Annotated in this window: 3 protein-coding genes; all 3 read left to right on the top strand. The window is 68.0% G+C overall.

All coding sequences use genetic code 11. The annotated features are described in order from the left end of the window. Positions 1-1,047 (top strand): non-homologous end-joining DNA ligase (gene ligD, locus AC5RUJ_RS14180; RefSeq protein ID WP_494156043.1); only part of this gene is annotated, 1,047 nt, incomplete at its 5' end. A gap of 134 nt (positions 1,048-1,181) precedes the next feature. Next, on the top strand, positions 1,182-2,261 hold the full coding sequence (locus tag AC5RUJ_RS14175; RefSeq protein WP_494001897.1) for a LacI family DNA-binding transcriptional regulator: 1,080 nt from the start codon (positions 1,182-1,184) through the stop codon (positions 2,259-2,261). A gap of 23 nt (positions 2,262-2,284) precedes the next feature. Next, a partial coding sequence (locus tag AC5RUJ_RS14170; RefSeq protein ID WP_494156042.1) for an alpha/beta hydrolase occupies positions 2,285-2,666 on the top strand: 382 nt, incomplete at its 3' end.

Raw genomic sequence — 2,666 nt, 5'->3', positions numbered from 1 at the left:
TCCGATACGGTCGTCACCGCCGCGCCTGCGGATGATACCGGCTCCGCACTGCACGACGCCGGGCCGCCGCAAGCGGTGAAACCGATGCTGGCCGTGCAGGGCACCGAGGCCTCCATCGACGAGGAGGAGGGCTGGGCCTACGAAATGAAGTGGGACGGAATCCGGGCCGTCGCCGTCGTTGCCGACGGGTCCGTGCGCTTGGTCAGCCGCAACGGCATCGACATGAGCAAGACCTACCCCGAACTGGCCGACCTGCCAGACCACGTCCTGGCCCAAACCGCGGTGCTGGACGGCGAGATCGTCGCGCTCGATGCCAAAGGACGGCCGGATTTCGGCCGCCTGCAGAACCGCATGAACCTTACCAAAAAAGCGGATATCGAGCGCGCGGCCGCGAAATACCCGGTGGAGTACTTCCTCTTCGATTTGCTGGAACTGGACGGAACACCAACACTTGGGCTGGAATACTCCCAGCGGCGGGAAATCCTCAAGGAAGCGGTGGAGACGCCGGACGACGGACATATCCAGGTGCCGCCGGAGCTGGATGCCAGCGCGGCCGAAGCGGTCGCAGCCAGCCGCGAGGTCGGCCTGGAAGGCATTATCGCCAAGCGCACGGACAGCAACTACGCGCCGGGCCTACGGACGAGGAGTTGGATCAAGATCAAGAACCAGCTGACGCAGGAAGTGGTCATCGTGGGCTGGCGGCCGGGCAAGGGCTCGCGCGCCCGCAAGGTCGGCTCGCTGCTGGTGGCCGTGCCCGACGGCGTGGAGCTGAGCTACCTCGGCCGCGTCGGGTCCGGCCTGACGGAGCGCGAACTGGCCGAAATCGGTGCACGGCTGAAGAAGATGTCACGCAAGACCCCGCCGCTGGAGGGCGTGCCGGCGGCAGACGCCTCCGACGCGAACTGGGTGCGGCCCGCGCTGGTCGGCGAGGTCCAGTTCAGCGAACGCACCGGGTCCGGAAAGCTCCGCCACCCGGTCTGGCGCGGCTTCCGGCCGGACAAGAAGCCGTCGGATGTCGTCGTCGAAATCCCGCAGATTCAGGCCTGACCCGCGGAGCTGCCGCTCAAAAATTTTGACCCTACCCCTATCATTCTGCCGATGAATCGTTAGTCTTTACCAAGGGGAACTTCTGGGGGGAAGTTTCGGGGGATGATTCTTGGGGAAGAAGGCAGAACTGCATCATGGGGAGTTCATTTAAGCCGACTATTCGCGACGTCGCCGAGCGGGCCGGCGTTTCGCTGGCAACGGTCTCATACGTCTTGTCCGGCCGGCACGGGGGTTCAACGAGGATCAGCGAACCGACCAAAGCCCGGGTAATCGAGGCGGCCAAGTCGCTGGGATATGTGCCCAACCACGCCGCCCGGGGCATGCGCCGCGGGCGGACGGACACCGTGGCCGTCGTGGTGGAAAACCTGGATTCGGCCTGGGACCGGCAATTGGCGGAGGTTGCCAACCGTGTGCTGCCGGAGCACGGGTACCGCGTGGTGGTCCTTCTGGGCCAGGAGGCATGGCGGAACTTCATGCTCTCCGGCGGCGCGGACGGGGCCATCCTGGGTTTCAGCACCGAAACGCCCGAGGAAGACCACACCCTGCGCGACCTCGCCGACCGGGGCGTGGCGCAGGTGGTCGTGTCACAGTTCCTGCAGCCTGACGGCTTCGACGTGCTGAAAGTGGACGCGGAGGTCGGCATCGCCGAGGCGGCTGCGTATCTTGCTGCCAGGCACCGCCGCATCGCCGTGCTGCACCGGGGCGGGCCCGCCCCGGGTCCCCGGGGTTCCCGGCTGGGGTTGTTCCGGCAGGCGATGGCCGACCTCGGCGCAGAACTGGACGAAAACCTGGTGCGTGCAACGCACGGGTCTTGGCGTGAATCCTACGAGGAGACCGGCACGCTGCTGAAGTTGTCCGATCCGCCCACGGCGTTCTTCACCACTGCGGATCTGGAGGCCCTGTGCGTCTCCGGCTCCGCCACCGCGGCGGGACTCCGGATCCCGGAGGAGATGGAGATCATCGGCGTGGACACCTCGGATCTGGGACACCACTCCGAACCGCCGCTGAGCTCGGTGGGACCGGAGCCGCTGGTGGGTACCGTGGTGGACCTGCTGATCGACCGGCTGGAGGGGCGCGCCTCCGCCGGCGGGCGCCTGGTGCCGGCGCCGTGGAAGCTGAACCACCGGGGGACCACCGTGGCGGGGATGTCCGGTGATGGCAGCGCCGAAGGCTCGGGCGAGGTGGAGGACAGCGTCTCCAACGGGGCTCCCTAGCGGCGGGCGGCTACAGTGCAGGGATGGAGTACACCCGGCACAGCTACGGCCCGGATCCCAGCCAGTACGCGGAACTGTATGTGCCCGCCCGGCGGCGGCACACCGCCGTCGTCGTCATCATCCACGGCGGGTACTGGCGCGCTGCCTACGGTGCCGAGCTCGGACGCCCGCTGGCCCGGGACCTCGCCAGCCGCGGCTGGGTCTGCTGGAACATCGAATACCGGCGCGCGGGCAATGGCGGCGGCTGGCCGGAGACGTTCGACGACGTTTCCTCCGGCATCGACCGGCTCGCCGACGTTGCGCACGAGTCTGGATTTGCGCTCGAGCGGGTGGTGGGGCTGGGCCATTCGGCCGGCGGTCAACTGGCGGTGTGGGCGGCCGGACGGGGCCGGCTGCGGTCGGAGG

The sequence above is a fragment of the Arthrobacter sp. Y3223164 genome, from assembly GCF_059091005.1.
This window is presented reverse-complemented; position numbering and strand designations above follow the sequence as displayed.

What these genes read in the sequence shown, in the direction of transcription:
- AC5RUJ_RS14175 (WP_494001897.1), top strand. Translation starts at nt 1,182, where the DNA reads ATGGGGAGTTCATTTAAGCCGACTATTCGCGACGTCGCCGAGCGGGCC.